The sequence below is a fragment of the Vibrio sp. 2130-1 genome (genome assembly GCF_033339515.1).
Window position 1 is genome coordinate 191,687 of record NZ_JAWOUT010000004.1, and the last position, 19,822, is coordinate 211,508.

Below are 19,822 nucleotides of genomic sequence, written 5' to 3' on the forward strand. Positions count from 1 at the left end.
GAAAACGATGATCAGTAAGCCAGTCGTATTACGCGACTGGCTTTTTTTCTAGACATTTTCGGCACAAACACAGTTGGTTGGCGCTTGGCTTGGGTAAATCACGGGTTTCAATAGTAAAGCACCAGCATGTCTCTTTGCCTGCGGAGATATCACAATGGGCTTGAGTCCCGCACTCAGGACAACTGTGCGTTGAATCTTCTCCTGCGATTTGTTCGATAATCGCATCTCGTTGGAGATCGGTTTTGTCTTTCCATTGGATGATTTCATCCATCGTTCGGTGACAACCAGAGCATATTCCGGCGTTATTTTTACATGCAGCTCGACAAGGTGACTTCATTGCTTTCTCGTTCTCATTTTTTATGCCGCGTACTCTAGCATAAAGCGAGTCAAGGCCGCCAAAAATAAACGTGACTGCGATTTGCTGGTGAGGAGGGAGAACCAGTGTTACCCTTGGACGAGTTACCTTAACTCTCTGTCACTTATGTTAGAAAAAGAAAACCTCATTAAACTCGCTAGAATGCAAATGCCATTTGGGAAATATGCAGGGCGAGTGTTAATCGACCTGCCTGAAGAATACTTACTGTGGTTTGATAAAAAGGGCTGGCCAAGCGGCGAGCTAGGGGATTTGCTCAAGCTATGTTTAGCGCTCAAAATTGAAGGCTTAGATAGTGTCGTGAAGCCTTTGAAGCGTATGTAACTAGCCACAGAAACTCCCACTCTTAATGAAAAGACTTATTATGAATTTTGATATCGATGCACTGAAACATCACCAATTGGTCGAAGATGGTAAACTAGAGGGATGTTACATTCATCAGCCAGCTCAAGGTAGCCAACACAATGACAAAGCTGTTTTGGCAGAGCGCCAAGCGTTGGAAAAGTTGGGATATAAGGTAATACAGCTTAAAGCTAAAGGCGGGACAACAACGTTTGCCGAGGCGATGCAAAAGCTTGCGAAGGAAACTGGTCACCTGCCTAAGGAGTAAGTGAGTGTAACCTGCCACAGCCTTACAAGTTCTCCCACCAGACTATTTTTTCATTCAAAAGAGCCAGACCGTTAGGCTGACTCTTTTTTGTCCCAAAGTGCGTTACAATTCAAAATCCGAATTTAGATAATTGGCAATTTTATACATACAAAACTCTGCTCTTTGCCATTCAGGCAGAGTGCCCCAAAACTGGTAACAATGATATGAATGTTATCGTCGCTAGGCTGATGTTGAACACGCGCTGTCTTAATACGGTATTGAGATAAATACGAATTTTTTTACCAACCCAGACCCAAGTAATATTTGCAAACAGTCCGAATGTCGTAAACACGAAAGTAATCAATGTAACAGAGAGCCAATAGTTAGAAGGGAGACTATAACTTGTGACCAAAGCAAGTGATGCCATCCAAGCCTTCATATTACCCAGTTGAAACAACGTAGCCTGAGTTACGTTGATTGGTTTGCTTTTAGTGGGTTTGCCTGCGAAAGGGTTAGTACATAGCAGCTTAATCATCAGCCAGAACATGTAAACCAGACCGATGTATTTTATAGCGAGATACCAACTTGGATGAGTTTGTAGGGCAACACCGACACCACATGCACAAAGCAGAATTAACCCTATTACGCCAATACGGATACCAATTAGGTGTCGCCATGATTTCCTTATACCAAATTGTGCCCCTGAGTTGGCGAGCAATAAGTTATTTGGGCCGGGTGTTATGGCGGTGACAAACGCAAATAAACTCATCGCTGGAGTTAGGTCCGATAATGTTGTCATTTCTTTTCTTCTCAAATTAGTGCTGATAAGCCAAGAATAAAGGGATGAAGTGAGAGAGACCTACAGTTAATGCGTCATGGTGACAATTCTTTGATTTCATTTTCGTCAGGCCTTATTTATCCTGAATACAAGAGTTAATTGTACCCCTTCGGAGAGAGACAATGTTAGTCCCTGATATATCGGGTCGTTCCGGACCTAAGTTTATGGCACTGGCTGAAGCGATTGCAGAGGTGATAGAGAGTGGTGAACTCGAACCAGACACTAAATTACCTCCTCAGCGTATTTTATCTTATCGCTTAGGTGTGACGGTTGGAACGGTGACGAGGGCATATAGGGAGCTAGAGCGGAGGGGCTTAACGGAACCAAAAGTAGGAAGCGGTACTTATGTACGTAACAGAGAAACTGAACTGAACCACTTTTATCATCCGGTATTGGAAGAAAAAGGCATTGATCTGGCACGTTGCCGACCTTTGCTATTATCGCAACCGAAATTTCTTGCGAATGCGTTGAAAGAGCTATCACACGAGGAAATTGCGCAGGCAGCCGTGCTGGATTACTACTCCGCTGATGGCATTCGGGGTCATAACGAGACTCTTCGACAATGGCTGATGACCAAATTCAATATCGATATTGATGCACGGCGTCTAGTGTGGACTCATGGAGGGCAACACGGGATATCGTTGATTATTCAATCTCTGAGCCGCCCTAAAGATACAATTCTTGCTGAAGGGCTGTGTTATCCAGAGTTCATCTATGCATGTCAGCAATCCGAACGAAAGCTAGTGCCAGTAAAAGTCGATGAACATGGATTAGATCCAGAAGATCTGGCTTTGCACTGTAAGAGGCATCGCCCAAAACTGCTTTATCTTACGCCGGGAATACAGAACCCGACCGGAGCTCAGTTAACGGATAGCCGAAGACTAAAAATCATAGAGATATGTCGTCGTTACAATGTGTTGATTATTGAGGACGATGTTCTCTACTGCCCACCGTCTCATCGAAAGAGTCCCTTAGTTGCTATTGCTCCAGATATTACCTTATACGTGGGCAGTTTTTCTAAATACTTTGCAGGTGGATTGCGGCTGGGTTTCATCATTCTGCCTTTGTCGTTCAAAGATTTACTGCAACGTGCGCTACGAGCCAGTTGTATGTATGTTAGCCCTTTGATAATCGACCTTGTTTGTCGTTGGTTAACTAGCGGAGCTATGCAAGCCGTGGACAAAGAGATAGCGATGGAACTCAGTGCACGTCATCGGATCTGGAAGGCAGTATTTCCCGAAATCCAGATTGGTGTTCCTGGTTACAATGTGTGGCTACCTTTGCCTGAGCCATTAACAGGGTATCACTTTAACCAGTCGTTGTTGAAACATGGTGTCAGAGTGAGGGAAGCGGAAATGTTTGCTGTGGGTCGGTATGAAGTGCCGGCAGCAGTGAGGATATCACTTGCAGGTCCATTAAGCCGATTACAATTGCAATCAGCTTTAGATATCGTAAGAGAGCAAATCACACGGTTAACTTAAGTTTCATAGTTCACATGGATTGTTCAATATCTAACTATTCAATGCTCTATTAGGATTGAACACACCGATATACATAAAGTGCTCAAAGTCTCAAAAGTTACTTGAAATCTGAAACTCGCTTAGACGTCTTTTGGGCAGCATCGAGTTGATTCATCTTTGTCGAGAACCTTCATGTTGAGTACTTTCTAACGCAAAAGTGCCCCATTGTTACTTGGGGCTAGTACTAATCCATCTATTGTGAGTATGGCTTTGCCTTAATAAATCTTATTTGAACTCGCCTCTAAATGAGTGGGCTTATCGATGTAACTCAGCAACGCTCATAGTGAAAACTAAATCCGAATCTGCTTGGTTTGAGTAGCTGTGAGGGACATCCGTTTTAGCTATAGCGGACTGACCTTCATGCAGTTCTATGGCTTTCCCATCAATATTCAAAGTGAGTATTCCAGACTCAACATGAAAAAGTTCAAACGTGCCTTGTGGATGACCTGCTGATTCAAAAACTTCTGATGGTTTCATATTCCAGCGCCACAACTCAATCATATCTGGGCCGCTTGTTCCCGCCAGAAGTTTTGCGCTACCACCGTGCTCGCCAGTCCAAAGCGTTGGAATGTCCTCTTTATCAATGATGTTGACTGTTGGATTACTCGCAACATTCACAATATCGGCAACCGAAATCCCAAGGGCAGCAGACAGTTTACACAACGTCGAAATGCTAGGGTTAGCTGCCCCTTTCTCTACTTCTACTAACATGCCTTTACTTATCCCTGCTCTTTTTGACAGGGCATCCAGTGACAACTTGAGCCTTTTTCGATGTTCCTTGATCCTTGCGGCTACCGCTTGATTAATGAAATCAGCATCAGTGCCACCATTGGTCGATATATTGACTTTTTTGGTCATTGTAATGTATCTTGCATGAAAATGAATCACTGAAGGAATTATCTAATGGTTGTTGTAGTGCCGTCAATCGATGCTCGAATTTCCCAGATTGCACCAGAGTTCAAAGCATTGAGCATATCCGTTAAAGGAACGGAAGTTCAGAGCCAAGAGTATGCAAAACGGGTTCTGCAAGAAGCATGTACTTCCGTCATTGAGAACGACTATCCATGGGCAGAATCACACATCAATGCGTGGGGAGACGTTTTTCGTCAATTTGGCGCTAAACCAAATCGAACCCCTTGCTCGGCTGCTGCACTGCGAAAACGAGTATTGAAAGATGGAGGAATGCAGAGCATTGACCCTATTGTGGATATTTATAATGCCATCAGTATTCGATACGCCATACCCGTAGGTGGTGAAGATATGGACAGTTATCAAGGAACGCCAACACTCACTATCGCAGATGGCTCTGAATCCTTTGACACCATGAAAAATGGTGAGGCTTCAATTGAAAACCCTGATGTTGGGGAAGTAATTTGGCGCGATGAAGTAGGCGTTACTTGTCGTCGTTGGAACTGGAGGCAGGGTGTCAGAACCCGAATTGAATCTGGCACACGTAACATGTGGTTTATTCTAGAAAGCTTGCCTGAAATGCCACTAGAACACTTGCAGGAGGCGGGGCAAGAAATGATTAAACACTTGCAAGTGATCATGCCTGATTCAGTGATAGAGCAATCGTTGGTGTTTGCTTCAAAATCCATTGAGGTTTGATGTGATAAATACTTTGTTAACGGGTGCCGTTGTTTCTGGAAGTTTGATTGTCGCAATCGGTAGCCAAAATGCGTTTCTATTAAAGTGCGGATTAAAAAAGCAATACGCACTGTCCGTTGCCACTATCTGCTTTCTTGGAGACATTCTACTGATCAGTACTGGTGTACTTGGTATAGGGACACTGCTCTATAAAGCACCATTATGGAAAGACCTTTTGACTCTTGGCGGCGTAGTATTTCTTTTCTGGTATGGCTACCAATCTGCAAAATCAGCATGGAATGGTTCAAGTCACCTAGAGTTGGAAAATTCGGACATTGCCCAGAGTTGGTTAAAAGTCGTTTTAATGGCGATGGCTATCACTTTTTTAAATCCACATGTCTATCTGGATACGGTGGTGATCCTTGGTGGTGTGACTGCTCAAATGGAACCTGATGAAAAACTATTGTTTGTTATAGGGGCACTGATTGCATCAGGGATCTGGTTTTATGGATTAGTGTATTTGGCTAACAAGTTGATCCCACTTTTTAGTAAGCCAAGAACATGGAGAATTTTAGATTCTGCGATTTCATGCATCATGTTTGGTATTGCATTGAAGCTCGCAACACCTCTGTTAAGCCAATACATATAGAACGTCTCGATAAAGCTGCATTTCCAATAACTAAACTGCTCCTGCCAGATTGGACACAGATTTTCCATACCAGAAGTTATTCGCATTTTGCTAATTTAAGTAAATGCTCTAAATTATTTCTGTCCAAGAGAGTGCTGGCGCAGTTCAAAGTAGGCACTTGCTTTGGGTGACTCGACTCCAAGTAACTTTATTGCTATGTTTCGCAAAATATATGGAGAATCTCCTGCGCGTTATTTTTCTAGATGCCGTGCAGAATAATGTGTTGACCGGCTGAGGGAAAAATGAAAACCAAAATAATAATGTCTTTTCTACTCGCTACATTGTGTGTCAGTGCCAGCGCCAGTACGAATGAGCCGAAATACCATTCTGCGCTAACAATCAAAACGGCATTCAGTGAAGACAGAGACAAGCCAGTAGAAGTCTATTATTGGTATCCCACAACGAACGAAAAAAAACAATTTCACGTTTGGTAGGGGGAACATTTTTAAATCAGTCGAAACGCAGTTAGATGCCCCTTTAGCAAGTGGAAAATTTCCCGTTGTGCTTTTGTCGCAGGGCGGAACACGGTCAGCGTTTTCCCACAGTGGTTGGATAGCCTCGAGCCTGGCGCAACAAGGTTATGTCGTTGTGGTACCAAAGCCTCCTGCACCGAACGAAATCAATGCAGAAATGGCTGTTGATGAAATCACATTCAGAACCAGTGATTTGGTGCTTGGGCTGAACGAATTAAGTTCGGTCGGGATACTGTCCGGAGGCGTAGATACTGATGCAGTGCAGGGGGTCGGCTTTTTTCTGGGCGGCACATCTATGCTGATGCTCTCCGGAGCGCAAATAAGCCCGGAGAAATATCGAACATCGTGTCACAACGCCACCAATGTAGACTGTCATTGGTTACGTGAAAATAACGTTGATATTACCAGCATCCCGGATCAAAAATTCCCCCGATTTCAGTCTGAAAACAAACTGAAATCGGTCGTCGTTATCAACCCTGAGCTAACGAAAACTTTTGTCCCTGAAACTCTGGCCTTGATGAACAATGCTATCACCGTGGTGACGCTTTCTGATCGGCTACATCCCGCACTGACACCAGCCGAATCACTTGTTGATCTTCCCAATGTGACGTTTCAAGAGATTCCTAGTGCGAGTCAGTTTAGTGCGTTCGCAGAATGTACTGAGCGTGGCATTAAAATTCTCGCATCAGAAGGGGAGGAAGCACTTTGCCAGGAGCGTGACGAGGTTTCCAGAAAGGACAATCATCAGCACATTTTGGATGTAATTCTGGCCAGGTTAACAAAGCCATAAGAGTGCAACAATGAGGAGCTTTCTTACACATTGTGTGCTTGGACCAGCAAAGCGAGAAGTAAGTTTTTGCAGGCTTATCCTTTCACCATAGTGCAAGGCCTACTAGTGACCGTGTTATTTGCTCTAACTAAGTACTTGTACCAACATTTTGAAACTTAGAAGAACACACAAAATACCAACGATTTTCTTAAGAACTTTATTTGGGAAATACTCTGCACAACGCACGCCGAGGCTAGTAGTTAAGTAGCTACTAATGGAGAAGCTGAGCATTGCAGGAAGGTATATGTATCCTAATACTAAGTTGTTCCAATCTGTGTTTCCCCATCCGTTTAACATGTAACCGAGGCTTCCTGACAGCGCGATAGGGAAACCTATCGCAGCAGAGGTACCAATAGCACGTTTTACCTCAAAATTTTGCTGGACAAGATAGGGGATGATCAACCCCGCACCGCTTATAGAGACAAGTGCTGATACAGAGCCAATCACCGAGCCTACAGTGATATTACCGATAGCCCCATGTGGGTTCGGATTGTACTCATTTTCAGTGTTGAGAAACATCTTATAAGCAACATACAACATGAATACGCTGAAAAAGCCTGCCAGATAGACTCCTTGTAGATACGATGCTACGAATGTGGCGCAAAATGTTCCGACTAGAACTCCGCTCAACATTTTTCCTACCATTGTCGAGTCTACATTCTCTTTTTTGTAGTGAGCGCGCATGCTGCCCAATGTTGTAATAATCATCGAAGCCATTGATGTCCCTAACGCAAGATGCACTACTTCCGTATCAGCTATTCCCTGTAGTGAAAATAGAAACGCAAAAATAGGGACGGCCATTCCACCACCACCCACACCAACGAGTCCAGCGAGAAAGCCAATGCCCAAGCCTGCTGTAATGTAATAGATAATAAAGATAGGTTCGTTCATGATGGTTCTGCCTTCGATAAAATGATCGTTGCTAAAATGTTACTCGAACGCTAACTTGCTATGGTAACGTTAAGAGGACAGAAAATAATGAATAATGGCCAAAATGGAATTGAGTAAATAAAGTGACAAACTCTGATTACAGCGAATGGAAAAATGGCGCCGCACTGATCGCTAAGGAGTGGCAGCATGAAAGGAGCGACTTCAACCATTTGGATCAACGGCCACATAATTGGCACAGTCATCATCGAGGCCAGTTACTGTGTATAGATGAAGGGCTAATACAGGTAAAAACCGATGAAGGAACGTGGATACTACCACCTCACCGAGCTGGTTGGATTCCCCCGGGTGCGATGCACAGTGTTTATTTTTGTGGTTCTCTGAAAGGTCGTTCATTACTGTTTACTCCAGAGAGTTGTGAGCGGTTTCCAATGAGACCTTGTGTTATCCAAATGAGCGATGTGTTGAAAGCCCTATCGGTTAGAGCATCGATATGGAGCAAAACAGACGATCTATCCATACAGTCTTTACGTATTCTCGCCGTAATATCCGATGAAATCGTCAATAGCCCTCATGAGTCACTCCACATCCCACTGCCCAGAGATCCGAGACTGCAAAAAGTTACTCAAGCAATTTTAATAGACCCAAACAGCAAGCATTCTGTAGAGCATTGGGCCAATATTGGGGCAGTCTCATCTCGGACGTTAAGACGATTGATTCGAAGTGAGTTAAACATGAGTTATAGTGAATGGCGGCAACAAGTACTGCTAATACATTCATTAGAAATGATAGCTCGAGGGGAATCGGTGGGAGATATTGCACATGCTTTAGGTTATTCGACGCCCAGTAACTTTATTGCGATGTTTCGTCGGGTCTATGGCGATTCACCCACGCGTTACTTTTCGAGTCGTGGCATATAGTTGCCAAGAGCTTACCTAAATTAGGTTCGTTTTTATGTACTGAGGTTTACATTCATTTACTCACGCAACATAAGCAAGTGCTTCTAGCTTCTTTCTGCCCGAATGAGCTGAAATCAATTTCGAAGTGGATAATAGATTCGTCGCGAACGCTACCATCTTGGTCGTAGAGTATTGGTTACGGAAACCATTAACTCATGTTAGTGAAAGGAAATTCCTGAACCCTATAGTGCTTCTTTCACCAATCTTCTGTTTGGGCCATTATTTCTAACATCCAGACGCGAAATAGCATAAGATACACGGCCTTTACTAGCACTGAGCCACTCATCGTAATGACAGATAAAACACAGCAAGCGACATTTGCCGATCTTGGCCTGATTCCAACATTAGTCGAGCGACTAGAAGCGTTGGAATACAGCCAACCGACGCCCATTCAATCCCGTTCTATTCCTGATATCCTTGAAGGGAAAGATATTATTGGTGGTGCCAATACGGGGTCTGGTAAAACCGCTGCTTTTTCGCTGCCAATCTTGCAAAAAATTGTTCAGCAAGACGAATCAAACAATCGCCGTGGCAACTTCGTTTCCCACCTGATTTTAGTACCAACTCGTGAGTTGGCATCACAGGTGGCATATAACGTCAAATCTTACTCATACCATCTCAGAGATAAGATCAAAACGGTTGCCGTATTTGGTGGTGTATCGGTGAACCCACAAATGCTGGCGCTTCGTGGTGGCTGTGACATCATTGTTGCAACGCCGGGTCGATTACTTGATCTGGTATCCAGTAACGCGATTAAGTTGGACCAAGTAAAAACGCTTGTTCTTGACGAAGCCGACCGAATGTTGAGCCTCGGATTTACCGAAGAACTGAATAAGATTCTTGCGTTACTACCAGAGAAGAAACAGACGCTGTTATTTTCTGCTACTTTCCCTGATAAAGTCACGACGCTGGCTCAGCAGTTGCTCCGCGACCCTGTTGAAGTTCAGTTGCAGAGCGCAGAAGCCAGCACTTTGGTGCAGCGCGTGTTTAGTGTAAATAAAGGTGAGAAGACGGCGGTACTCGCGCACTTAATCAAACAGCATCAGTGGCGACAGACTTTGATTTTTGTGAATGCTAAGAATGCCTGTAACCATTTAGCTCAAAAGCTGTCAAAACGCGGTATTACCGCTGAAGTTTTCCATGGTGATAAAGGGCAGGGCGCTCGTACTCGTGTCCTTGACGGTTTTAAGTCTGGCGAGATTCAAGTTCTTATTGCCACCGATATCGCAGCACGCGGCCTTGATATTGAAAAACTTCCAGTGGTGATTAACTTCGATCTTCCGCGTAGCCCTGCTGATTATATGCATCGAATCGGTCGTAGTGGTCGTGCTGGTGAAGTAGGTTTAGGATTATCTCTTATCGATTACGACGACTACCACCATTTCAAAGTGATAGAAAAGAAAAATAAGTTCCAACTTGAACGCGAGCACGTAGTCGGTTTTGAAGTGGAAGACGATCAGAGTGAAGCCTACTTTTTACCAATGAAGCCGCGAGCGAAGCCAGCAGGTACGGGTAAAAAGAAGAAAAAGCGTAATCAATAGAAAACGTAAACTACATGTGAGTTTACTTACGGGAGTTGCTGGAGAAAGGGAATGCTCACTAGCTTGAGTCTTCGCTTCTAGCCATTCCTTTAAAGAACAATAGAGCCCTGCTGGAGCTACCAGTAGGGCTCTATTGCTTTTCAAGATAGTGTTATTGGCGACGAGCAGGGCGTCCGCGAGGTGAACGCTTTTTAAATGCAGACGCTGCTTTAGCTTGTGACTTAAGAATAGAGTCAACGGTTAGCGGCATTGGCTCTTTAGGTTCAAGGCCATGAGGGAAGGTACGAGCTCTTGGTGGTAAGTTGTATTCTTCTTCGCTCGCGCGTGGCATACGCTTAAAGCGATAAAGGTAAAAGTTTTCTAATTTTTCTCTCGCCCATTCGGTTTTCTTTAAATACTTCACGCTACTTGCAATCGAAGGCTTAGTGTTAAAGCAATTAAAACGCATTGCTGTATCTAGAATGTCCCAGCCGTAAAAATCTACTAACTCTTGTAACATAGTCTCTAGCTTTAACCCGTGCAGTGGATTGTTCTGTTGCAGCTCGATTCTCTCTTCGTCAGTCATCATTTTTAAGGGCCTTACTCATTAAAGGGCGGAGTTTAACAAAGTATACAATGCAGAGATATCTATAGTTACTTTGCGATGGATGCGAGCACAGTGCTCTCTACCTTGAAAGTATAAATCGGAATTGGCCGCTCTACTTGGCTCTCTGCTCAAAAATGACTCTTAAAAGTTCAAGCGTCCCAGCTCGATGTTAAATTATTGTGTAATAAGTGAGATTTTTGTTGTTCTTTTACTAATGTCTAATATTCCTACCGATAGCAATACATGCTTAATAGGTTCAAATCAAAAATTAGCCATACCACTTTCTTGGTGTGGCCTCGATGTTTGATGTGGGTGTTGTCTCGTATTGGTCTGTCTACCAAGCGAAACTCTAGTTGACGTAGTTCAACGTTGAAACATAAAAGGATGACTCAATGTCTGACAAAAGTAAGACTTTTTACAGGGATGTGCGCAAAAAACCGCATGAATTTGAAAACCGAGAAGACTTTCTAAATCATGATTTAACCGTCATGAGTTTCCGTCGCTGGGGAATTCATTTGCCCTCACGTGATTACAGTATTGAAATCGAAGACTGGGTACCTGCATTAGCAGCAACCATTGGTAAAGTGGTTATGGTCACTGCCATGGTTTCCGCTTTTGCTGCTCAGTTTGGTTTATCTCCGGAATTCATTGCAGAAAACGTGCGTTACGAATTACTTATCGCTGGAGCCCTGTTCGTCATCTTGTTTTCTGCCATCCTAAACCCGAATGCAAACTTAGCGGGAACCCATGGCCCAATGATACCGCTGATTCCTATGATCGCAGCTGCAGGAGGGCACCCTCTCGCGCTAGGTTTGATGGTATGTGTTTTTGGTTTAATTCTCGCTTTAACCAAAGGTGGCTCTAAACTCATGACTCTGACTGGTATCGGGGTTCGAGGAGGGTTGTTGATCTACCTTGGTGCTGTTGGGTTGCTCGGGCAAATTAATAAGACGGAAGCGTGGGCTGCAAGTACGGACCAAGGTTACATTTCGTTTGTGGTCATAGGCCTAACCGTTATGGTTTACGCTTACTTAGCCAAGATCAATAAACGTTGGCTCGCTATCCCATTGTGCTCTGCACTCGCGGGTATTGTTGCTTATTTGATGGGCGCTGAGTTTGCTTTTACCACAGAGCCGGGCCTGCCTAATTTCAGTCCATTCTACTGGTGGGGGGAAGATACAGGCTGGCAGCTAGGCTGGCCAACCCTAGAGCACTTTATTGCCGTGACTCCATTTGCTCTATTGGCAGTCGCTATGTGGTCCCCTGATTATCTCGGCCATCGTGTGTTTCAAGAACTTAACTACCCAAAAGAAGCGAAAGGCGTACTCATGGATGTCGACGACACGATGGTCGGAGCGTCTGTTCGTCAGGGGGTTGGTTCACTATTAGGTGGCGGTAATTTAGCTTCTTCTTGGGGTACGTACATGATTCCAGCCGCAATTGCCAAACGTCCTATTCCAGGTGGCGCACTGTTAACGGGTTTCATGTGTATTGCGGCGGCGGTAATTGGCTACCCAATGGATCTAGCAATGTGGGAACCTGTTCTGCGCGTTGCTTTGATTGTGGGTGTATTCTTACCACTTCTTGAAGCGGGTATGCAGATGATCCATAAACATAAAGATTCACTCAGTGCAGGTATCTGTATTTTTGCCTGTGCATTCGTTAATCCTGTCTTCGGTTGGGCAATCACTATGCTGTTGGATAACCTCGGGCTTATCGGCGACCATGAGCGTGCTAACGAACTATCGCGCAAAGATAAATATCTGATTCCTGGCACTGCGTTTATCGTTTGTGCAGGCTCCCTTGCTGTTGTTGGTCAGCTTCCAGGCATTCCAGCTCTTATCGGTTAATCGAATTATGCTCTAAAGGTATAGTGAGAACAGTGAGTAAAGGGACTTGCTTCTTAAAATAGTAGACAAAAACAAAAAGCTACCTAGTACCAGGTAGCTTTTTGCATGTAGGGTTAGGCTACGGAGTTAGGCTATATGAGTGATTCAATGCCGTATTTTGCGCCGTAGTGTTCAACGACAAAATCAATGTCTTTGTCACCACGGCCTGATAAGTTGATCAAAATCGAGCCGGTTTCTCCTTGCTGCGCGAGTTTAATTGCGTAAGCGACAGCGTGTGAGGATTCAATAGCAGGGATTATTCCCTCTTCACGAGACAGCTCAAAGAAGGCATCAATCGCTTCGTCATCACTGATTGAGCCGTAATTGACACGGCCAATGTCTTTTAAGTAACTATGCTGAGGCCCAACCGATGGGTAATCCAAGCCACTTGCTACAGAGTACACTTCCTGAGGTTCGCCTTGCGCATCTTTAAGCATGTAAGACTTAAATCCGTGCATGATACCTGGCTCACCGAGTGTGAGTGTTGCAGCATGCTCGCCAACCTTTTGCAAAGAGCGGCCCGCAGGTTCAACGCCGTGAATGGCGACTTGTTCATCCTCTAAGAAAGCAGTAAATAGCCCCATCGCGTTAGAACCACCTCCAACGCATGCGACGAGATTATTGGGTAACTTGCCGGTCATTTCTTTGAATTGAACTCGTGCTTCGTTACCGATAATTGATTGGAAATCTCGTACCATTTTAGGGAATGGGTGAGGGCCAACGACAGAGCCTATCGCATAAAGTTGTGTATCAGGATCTTTCAGATAAGCTTCGAATGCAGAATCTACCGCTTCTTTGAGGGTTTTGCGCCCATGAGTGGCAGGAATGACATTAGCACCAAGGATTCTCATGCGGACGACATTCGGATGTTCTTTGGCGATATCAACTTCACCCATGTAAATGTCGCATTTCAAGCCAACCAATGCCGCGGCTGTAGCAAGCGCAACACCGTGTTGTCCTGCGCCAGTTTCTGCAATTAGTTTCTTCTTACCCATCTTTTTAGCGAGAATGGCTTCTCCTAAGCAGTGGTTAATTTTATGTGCGCCAGTATGGTTTAAGTCTTCGCGCTTTAGGTAGATGTCTGCTCCGTATTTTTTAGACAAGTTTTCCGCATGGAAGATTGGGCTAGGTCGTCCAACAAAGTGCTTATACAGGCGAGCGAGTTCCGCTTTAAATTCAGGATCTTTGCTGCATTCCTCATAAGCTGCGTTGATGTCATGCATGATTTGTTCAAGCTCAGGTGGAACAAAGCTACCACCGTATTCACCAAAGTATCCTTCTTCGTTGGGCATAGTGAGATCAAACGAGTTTTTCATTATTTACATCCTAGTTAACGAAAGTATTGATACTTTTATACCCAAAATTTAGAAGTGGTTGTGTGATCAGTTGCTTAAATCAGAGTTCGCGATCTAGTGCACTAGTTAAAAAGTACAGCTTGTGTAGGGGATAATAGTTGTGATGTAGAATCAGGTGGTTTGAATAGGTGCAAAAAAGCCTCGAGAGATCCTAGGCTGTCATAAGAACCTCTCGAGGCAAACAGAGTGCTGGAAATACACTCTGCGATGGTGTCTGGAAACAAAAATTAGATTCGTTTCCTTTGTCAGATATTAGGGTTTTAGAATGAGTCGATGTCAGCGAAATGTCACAAGTTAATTGCGGTATTAAAAGCTTATTTTTTATTTTTGATTAATGGATTAGAAAGTAACCTAAAACAGGCTAACCTACCGCGTGTTCCGCGTCTTTTAAGTTGAACATGATCTTTCTTTGTTTCGAATCGGTGTCTTTAACCAACACGTGCACTTTGGTCCCTAAAGTAAACGTGGCGCTCTGGCTGGAAATTTTTTGTTTGACTGCATCAAATTCGAACTCACCATTTTGGAAACTTGATAAAGGAATGAGACCTTCGATTCGGTTTTCCTCTAACTCAATAAATGCTCCGAAGTGTTGCCCGATAAATGGCTTCATGTAATGACATTTCAGTGCAAACTCAATCTCTCAGCTAGGGATAATGTGCTCGTAAGTATTAGAATTTATTGATTGAGCAGATATATTTAATTTCATTTTTTTCTCTTATATTCGCCAATCGCTTTTATTTTATAAACTTTATTTATATGAGCAAAGCATGAGGCGAAGTGATTCAGATATGAATCAGATTAACTTAATTCCAAACTGGAATTGCAAGGTAGGTAGTGTGATTACCTAAAGATGTATACCAAAGTGACTTTATTGAAAGTAATTAATGATGGTGTGGGAGAGGTAAGTGATTTGGGTATATAAACTTAGATAGAGAATAGTAAGGGCAGTAATAAGTGGAAGGGGATGGTGGCACCAACAACGTTGATGCCACACAAAGAATTACAGTGCAGTTACTTCAGCAGCTTGTAAACCTTTGTTACCTTGTTCAACAACGAACGATACTTTTTGGCCTTCAGTAAGAGTTTTGAAGCCTTCAGAAACGATAGAACGGAAGTGAACGAATACGTCATCACCGCCATTGTCTTGAGAAATAAAACCAAAACCTTTAGTTTCGTTGAACCATTTTACTGAACCAGTTAATTTATTAGACATAGATACCTCTATATTTGATTGTTTTAAATATTGAATTTTTAGCTAATATCAAGTGCTACTATATGATTTTAGAGATAACTATTTTGTCGCAGGAACGTAAACGAGGAATTCGATGTGGAACTGAGAGAAACTTTGATCTTTAATTACATTAATAGCTCTTTCCGTAAGAGCTGATGTGCAGTATACCGACAAAATTAATAAAGGCTAGCCTTTTCTTTTTTATTTTTTGAGTACACCAAGCGCATTGCTTTCAAAGCATACGCTTGGTGTATAAGACGGCGTGATGTTATAGGTGGCGTCGAGCGCTTAGTGTTTTCTGGTTGGGCCGTTACGAACGATGTCTTTACCATTGTCATATACGTGCTGCGAAACCCAGCGGCCAAGGAGCAATTGGTGCTTTTCTCCTAATACGGCAACAAATGGACGACCATCGGTATTAGAGGTGGCTAGCGCAACGCCAGTGACACCTTCAAGGCCAAGAGCGCCGCTTTCTACTAAATGCAGAAATGCCTCTAACTCTTCAATCGTTTCGATTACATGGTTATCAATATTCATTGTATTCAATCTCTTCGAATTGCATTGCGGTCGCGTACTCTACCTAAGTTAAGCGTGGAAACCAAGCTTCTACGTGCGTCATGTAATGAGAGAACCTTGCCCTGCCACTAATCATCAATAAGTTAGTCTCGATAGTCCGGAACTTGCCTAGATTCAATGAGGCAGAAAACACTCTCTGGTTAGACATGAGTCACATAATGTTGTCTGGTTTATCTCATCAATACTTTTGCTATTGGATGGGGTGAAGGGGAGTGCAATAATTTGTAAAACTCTTTTCCTAAAGGCTGTTATGAAGAAAGTCCTGATTACCGGTTTTGAACCTTTTGGTGGTGACGCCATTAACCCCGCCTTAGAAGCGGTCAAGCAATTAGAGGCTGCGGCCATAAAAGGCGGTGTGATAGTTACTTGCCCAGTCCCCGTAGCTCGATACGACTCGGTGAAAGTCGTTATTGAAGCAATAGAAGCGCACCAGCCAGACTGTGTGATTACTGTAGGGCAAGCGGCCGGGCGTAGCGCGATAACCCCAGAGCGTGTCGCAATTAATGTCGATGATTTTCGTATTCCAGATAACGTTGGTTATCAACCGATTGATGAACCCGTGGTGGCTGAGGGTCCTGATGCTTACTTCTCGACACTACCGATAAAGCGTGTTGTGCAAACGTTGCAAACGCAGGGTATACCTAGCCAGATTTCCAACAGTGCTGGAACATTTGTATGTAACCATCTCTTTTATGGGATCCAACATTACTTGAAAGACAATCCGATTCGTCACGGGTTTGTTCATATTCCATTATTGCCAGAACAAGCAGCAGATGGCAGTCAGCCTTCTATGTCTTTGGACATGATAGTCGAAGGACTAAAGCTGGTGGCGCAAGTTTGTATTGCCAATGATAGCGATATCCTGGTAAGCGGTGGAGCGATTTGCTAGTAAGTGCTTTACAGTCCACTAAGTGTCTGAAAGCTAGTAATAAGTTCATCGTTTGATGTTGTAATAAATGTTAGCTCTGTCAAATTTCACAAGTAGCGAAAGGAGTAGCATTGAATAGTCAGGTTGGATGTTGTTCAAACTGGCACTCCCCTAATACAGGAGGTATTAGGGGCTACCCTTACGAAAGGCGAGTTATCATGAAAAGCAACAAAAGTAAGTCTATCGCACTTATCTCTGTCGTTGTTTTCGCATTGGCTATCGCTGCGCTTAAATTCGAAAACACACTCGGAGTTCTTCCCATTGTAGTCGCTATTATCGCGTTTTTTACTTGCGTTATTTATACCAGTAGATACCTGTCTGATATGAAGCGTTCGGAGTTGATAAGTCAACCCAAACAAGCTCGAAAAATGTGTTCCAACGCATCACGCAATGAGCTTGATGCGTGCGATAAAAAGCGTTGAAGCGAGTCACATTCTCCGTATACTTTGCTGGAGCATTAATGCACTAACGTGTCGGAGATAAGCATGTCAAATCGAGTACCAACCAACATACTGACCGGATTTTTGGGTGTCGGTAAAACGACCACGATTTTAAATCTACTGAAGAACAAACCGGAAAACGAAAACTGGGCGGTTTTGGTCAATGAATTTGGTGAGATTGGCATCGACGGTGCATTGATGACCGACCAAGGTGCGCTGATTAAAGAAGTGCCGGGTGGCTGTATGTGTTGTACGGCGGGCGTGCCAATGTCGGTCGGTATTACCGCGTTACTGCGCCAAAAACCGGACCGTTTATTGATTGAGCCGACAGGCCTTGGTCATCCAAAACAGGTTATCGCGACGCTTACCTCACAGCAGTATGAACCTTACGTTGATCTAAAAGCGACGATCGCTCTGGTTGATCCGCGTAACTTAAGTGATGAAAAATACCTTTCTAACCAAAATTTCGTGGACCAGTTAGACAGCGCAGATGTGGTTATAGGCAGTAAGGTTGACCTTTGTACCAGTCACGACATTGATGTGTTTAATGACTGGGTGACGGACCAATCTCCCTCAAAAGTATTCAGTAAGCTTATTCATGATGGTGAGTTACCGATAGAAGTCTTGGATATCGAACGGGTTTACGGCAGCGCTTCTTCCCATATCGAGTCACATCATCATGACCATGCTCACCAAGAGCCTCAATTCCAGTTGCCGCCAGGTGAAGCCTTTGTGCGTAAAGAGAACAAAGGGCAAGGGTATTTTAGTTGCGGGTGGTTGTTTGGGGCAGAGTACACGTTTGATTTTGATAAACTCTTCTCAATGCTTTCGGACTTAACGGCTGAACGTGTTAAAGCGGTGGTCAACACGGATCAGGGGTGTTACGCGTTTAATGTTGCCAACCGAGTCGTGTCGGTGAATGAAATCAGCTTAGAAGGGTTTGAATCACGATTAGAAGTGATAGATTCTCAGCTGTTGCCATGGGATGAACTTGAGCAAATTCTCCTTCAGTTGTCTGGCATCAAGCGTTAAATCGAACAAATGTTAAACGGAAACGGTGAGCCAGCAATCTGTCTGTGTTCGCCGTTTTTGCTTTTGTAGCGTTTCAATGAGAAAAGTGAGATAAATCACTCAAATTCGGGTATAGTGCACGGCTAAATTTTTAAAGCTATTTTTAGTGGTTTGTTTAAGGAATACGCTCAATGTCATTTTCATCTCAAGGTTTTGCGCCAGAAGTGGTTAAAGCACTGGCAGAATGCGGTTATGAAAAGTTAACGCCAATTCAACAGAAGGCGATTCCAATGGCTCGCAAAGGCCATGATATTTTCGCTACAGCACAAACAGGTACTGGTAAAACGGCTGCGTTTTCTCTGCCTATGATTCAGCAGTTGTTAGACAGTAACCGTAGCGCTTCTCGTAAGACTGCTCGTGCACTTATCTTGGCTCCAACTCGCGAGCTTGCTGAACAAATTGCTGACAACATCAAAGCTTACACGAAGTACACCAATCTGTCGGTGGCGGCGATTTTCGGTGGCCGTAAAATGTCTTCTCAGGTTGCGGCACTGGAAAATGGTGTTGATATCCTTGTGGCTACACCTGGTCGATTGGAAGAACACATCGAACAAGGTAATGTCTCGGTGGCACACTTAGAGTTTTTGGTGTTTGATGAAGCAGACCGTATCTTGGATATGGGCTTTATTCATGCAGTTCGTAAGATCATGCTAGATGTGGATACTGATCCGCAAATTATGATGTTTTCTGCAACGACTTCGAGCCAACTAAATCTGCTAGCAAAAGATATCCTGCGTAAGCCTAAGCGTATTGAAGTTGAGCGAGCGAATACGACAGCACAGACAGTTGCTCACGTGTTATATCCAGTTGATCAAGAGCGAAAAACGGAACTGCTTTCGGAACTGATTGGTCGTAAGAACTGGAAACAAGTGTTGGTATTTGTGAACTACAAAGAGACCGCAAACGACGTTGTAAAAGAGCTGAAACTTGATGGTATCAAAGCGGTGGTTTGTCATGGTGACCGTGCTCAAAGCGCTCGTCGTCGTGCGCTAGAAGAGTTTAAGTCCGGTAAAGCACGTGTCATGGTGGCTACCGATGTCGCTGCTCGAGGTCTAGATATTGAAGATTTACCTCACGTTGTGAACTATGACATGCCTTTCCTAGCGGAAGATTACGTTCACCGAATTGGTCGTACAGGCCGTGCAGGTAAACAAGGTCATGCCGTTTCATTTGTAAATCGAGATGAAGAACTCACGGTTGTTCAGGTTGAAAATCTAATCCAGCAGCGAATTCGCCGTATTGAGCTTGCTGGCTATGAACCAAAACAGCGTGAATCTTACATTGAAAAGCTGCACTCAAAACCAGCATTCAAGAATCGTCAAGGTCGTCGTAATAATCCGAACCAGTCGGCAACAGACCAAGGGTCGGCAGAGCGTCGTCTTGCTATGGTGAAGCGCCTGAAAGCGCGTCGTGGCGCAAAGTAAATTACACAGTCTGTGTGAAAAGAGCCCCTCAATTGAG

Annotated in this window: 21 protein-coding genes and 1 pseudogene; 13 read left to right on the top strand and 9 right to left on the bottom strand. The window is 43.9% G+C overall.

The window, feature by feature from the left end:
- Window positions 1-28 precede the first annotated feature (28 nt).
- Entirely contained in the window at window positions 29-337 is a 309-nt protein-coding gene (locus R7Q09_RS07590) for a cysteine-rich CWC family protein (protein ID WP_170890045.1), read from the bottom strand.
- A gap of 144 nt (window positions 338-481) precedes the next feature.
- Between R7Q09_RS07590 and R7Q09_RS07595 the strand changes: the two genes are divergently transcribed.
- On the top strand, window positions 482-697 hold the full coding sequence (locus tag R7Q09_RS07595) for a DUF3820 family protein (protein ID WP_005375557.1): 216 nt from the start codon (window positions 482-484) through the stop codon (window positions 695-697).
- 40 nt (window positions 698-737) lie between these two features.
- Entirely contained in the window at window positions 738-983 is a 246-nt protein-coding gene (locus R7Q09_RS07600; RefSeq protein WP_033906842.1) for a hypothetical protein, read from the top strand.
- A gap of 169 nt (window positions 984-1,152) precedes the next feature.
- Here R7Q09_RS07600 and R7Q09_RS07605 read toward each other — a convergent pair whose 3' ends face one another.
- Window positions 1,153-1,761 (bottom strand): LysE family translocator, encoded by a 609-nt coding sequence (locus R7Q09_RS07605; protein WP_154203933.1) that lies wholly within the window; start codon window positions 1,759-1,761, stop codon window positions 1,153-1,155.
- Between the two features lie 161 nt (window positions 1,762-1,922).
- Here R7Q09_RS07605 and R7Q09_RS07610 point away from each other — a divergent pair, with 161 nt between their 5' ends.
- Complete coding sequence (locus tag R7Q09_RS07610) at window positions 1,923-3,281, top strand: PLP-dependent aminotransferase family protein (protein WP_053350629.1); 1,359 nt, start codon at window positions 1,923-1,925, stop codon at window positions 3,279-3,281.
- Between the two features lie 294 nt (window positions 3,282-3,575).
- Here R7Q09_RS07610 and R7Q09_RS07615 read toward each other — a convergent pair whose 3' ends face one another.
- Window positions 3,576-4,178, bottom strand: coding sequence for a helix-turn-helix domain-containing protein (locus R7Q09_RS07615; protein WP_053350630.1), 603 nt, complete (start codon window positions 4,176-4,178; stop codon window positions 3,576-3,578).
- A gap of 45 nt (window positions 4,179-4,223) precedes the next feature.
- Here R7Q09_RS07615 and R7Q09_RS07620 point away from each other — a divergent pair, with 45 nt between their 5' ends.
- From R7Q09_RS07620 to R7Q09_RS07630, 3 genes are all read left to right on the top strand, one after another.
- Window positions 4,224-4,928: a B3/4 domain-containing protein gene (locus R7Q09_RS07620; RefSeq protein ID WP_318070689.1), complete on the top strand. Its 705-nt coding sequence runs from the start codon at window positions 4,224-4,226 to the stop codon at window positions 4,926-4,928.
- Window position 4,929: 1 nt separating this feature from the next.
- Complete coding sequence (locus R7Q09_RS07625; protein ID WP_053350632.1) at window positions 4,930-5,556, top strand: LysE/ArgO family amino acid transporter; 627 nt, start codon at window positions 4,930-4,932, stop codon at window positions 5,554-5,556.
- Between the two features lie 540 nt (window positions 5,557-6,096).
- Complete coding sequence (locus R7Q09_RS07630) at window positions 6,097-6,858, top strand: hypothetical protein (RefSeq protein ID WP_318071336.1); 762 nt, start codon at window positions 6,097-6,099, stop codon at window positions 6,856-6,858.
- Between the two features lie 123 nt (window positions 6,859-6,981).
- Here R7Q09_RS07630 and R7Q09_RS07635 read toward each other — a convergent pair whose 3' ends face one another.
- The gene (locus R7Q09_RS07635; RefSeq protein WP_017635743.1) at window positions 6,982-7,788 is read right to left on the bottom strand and encodes a sulfite exporter TauE/SafE family protein; all 807 of its coding nucleotides are present in this window, start codon (window positions 7,786-7,788) and stop codon (window positions 6,982-6,984) included.
- Between the two features lie 122 nt (window positions 7,789-7,910).
- Between R7Q09_RS07635 and R7Q09_RS07640 the strand changes: the two genes are divergently transcribed.
- Together R7Q09_RS07640 and R7Q09_RS07645 are read left to right on the top strand one after the other, a co-directional pair.
- The gene (locus R7Q09_RS07640; RefSeq protein ID WP_318070687.1) at window positions 7,911-8,705 is read left to right on the top strand and encodes a helix-turn-helix transcriptional regulator; all 795 of its coding nucleotides are present in this window, start codon (window positions 7,911-7,913) and stop codon (window positions 8,703-8,705) included.
- Window positions 8,706-9,034: 329 nt separating this feature from the next.
- A complete protein-coding gene (locus tag R7Q09_RS07645; protein WP_213903698.1) occupies window positions 9,035-10,285 on the top strand; it encodes a DEAD/DEAH box helicase in 1,251 nt (416 codons plus the stop codon).
- 151 nt (window positions 10,286-10,436) lie between these two features.
- On the opposite strand, the gene R7Q09_RS07650 is transcribed toward R7Q09_RS07645, so the two are convergent.
- Window positions 10,437-10,853 carry a VF530 family DNA-binding protein gene (locus tag R7Q09_RS07650; protein WP_005375544.1) on the bottom strand — a complete coding sequence of 139 codons (417 nt, stop codon included), beginning with the start codon at window positions 10,851-10,853 and terminating at the stop codon, window positions 10,437-10,439.
- Window positions 10,854-11,263: 410 nt separating this feature from the next.
- On the opposite strand from R7Q09_RS07650, the gene R7Q09_RS07655 reads away from it, so the two are divergent.
- Window positions 11,264-12,721 (top strand): DUF3360 domain-containing protein, encoded by a 1,458-nt coding sequence (locus R7Q09_RS07655; protein WP_054576803.1) that lies wholly within the window; start codon window positions 11,264-11,266, stop codon window positions 12,719-12,721.
- Between the two features lie 131 nt (window positions 12,722-12,852).
- Here the strand turns inward: R7Q09_RS07655 and trpB are convergent, their stop codons facing one another.
- The 4 genes and pseudogenes from trpB to R7Q09_RS07675 form a co-directional block, all read right to left on the bottom strand.
- On the bottom strand, window positions 12,853-14,076 hold the full coding sequence (gene trpB, locus R7Q09_RS07660; RefSeq protein WP_005375643.1) for a tryptophan synthase subunit beta: 1,224 nt from the start codon (window positions 14,074-14,076) through the stop codon (window positions 12,853-12,855).
- Between the two features lie 400 nt (window positions 14,077-14,476).
- Window positions 14,477-14,755: pseudogene (locus R7Q09_RS07665) on the bottom strand (S1 RNA-binding domain-containing protein); the annotation flags it as partial.
- Window positions 14,756-15,115: 360 nt separating this feature from the next.
- Complete coding sequence (locus R7Q09_RS07670) at window positions 15,116-15,328, bottom strand: cold-shock protein (protein WP_005375644.1); 213 nt, start codon at window positions 15,326-15,328, stop codon at window positions 15,116-15,118.
- Window positions 15,329-15,634: 306 nt separating this feature from the next.
- Complete coding sequence (locus tag R7Q09_RS07675; protein WP_005375646.1) at window positions 15,635-15,883, bottom strand: hypothetical protein; 249 nt, start codon at window positions 15,881-15,883, stop codon at window positions 15,635-15,637.
- A 289-nt stretch (window positions 15,884-16,172) separates the two neighbouring features.
- Between R7Q09_RS07675 and pcp the strand changes: the two genes are divergently transcribed.
- The 4 genes from pcp (at window position 16,173) to R7Q09_RS07695 (ending at window position 19,785) form a co-directional block, all read left to right on the top strand.
- Entirely contained in the window at window positions 16,173-16,811 is a 639-nt protein-coding gene (gene pcp, locus R7Q09_RS07680) for a pyroglutamyl-peptidase I (RefSeq protein ID WP_262656022.1), read from the top strand.
- Between the two features lie 197 nt (window positions 16,812-17,008).
- Window positions 17,009-17,272, top strand: a complete 264-nt coding sequence (locus R7Q09_RS07685) for a hypothetical protein (protein ID WP_005375648.1) — start codon at window positions 17,009-17,011, stop codon at window positions 17,270-17,272.
- Between the two features lie 63 nt (window positions 17,273-17,335).
- Window positions 17,336-18,322, top strand: a complete 987-nt coding sequence (locus R7Q09_RS07690) for a CobW family GTP-binding protein (RefSeq protein ID WP_172563871.1) — start codon at window positions 17,336-17,338, stop codon at window positions 18,320-18,322.
- Between the two features lie 170 nt (window positions 18,323-18,492).
- Complete coding sequence (locus tag R7Q09_RS07695) at window positions 18,493-19,785, top strand: DEAD/DEAH box helicase (RefSeq protein WP_053350644.1); 1,293 nt, start codon at window positions 18,493-18,495, stop codon at window positions 19,783-19,785.
- Window positions 19,786-19,822 lie beyond the last annotated feature (37 nt).